Source organism: Streptomyces sp. P17 (assembly GCF_032436805.1).
Classification (GTDB): Bacteria; Actinomycetota; Actinomycetes; order Streptomycetales; family Streptomycetaceae; genus Streptomyces.
In genome coordinates this window covers 1-285 of the sequence record NZ_JAVRBF010000626.1, presented here as the reverse complement: position 1 = coordinate 285, position 285 = coordinate 1, and the positions used below count along the sequence as shown (strand labels likewise).

Here is a 285-nt window from a genome sequence, read left to right as displayed (position 1 = left end):
GCTACTGCGTCGACCCCGACGCCGTACGCGAGGAGCGCCGTGAGGCGGCGGAGAGGACCGACCACGAGCAGCGAGATGAGCACGCCGCCCAGCATGCCGCCGAGGGTCAGTGGGAACGCCGCGGCGGCGAGGCCGGTGCCGGAAGGGTCGCTGTCCGACCGTGGCACGACGGCGGTCACGGCGACCTGCGGCACGGTGGGCGCGCCGGCGGCGTGCGCCTGCTGGCTGAGCTGGGCCTGCAGCTGTGCGGCGAGACCGGTGAGCAGCTGGGTCGGCACGGCTCCC

The 285-nt window shown here is 75.8% G+C and carries 1 pseudogene; it reads right to left on the bottom strand.

Annotated elements, in window-relative coordinates:
• A pseudogene (locus RMT89_RS42365) lies at positions 1 to 285 on the bottom strand (ABC transporter permease); the annotation flags it as partial.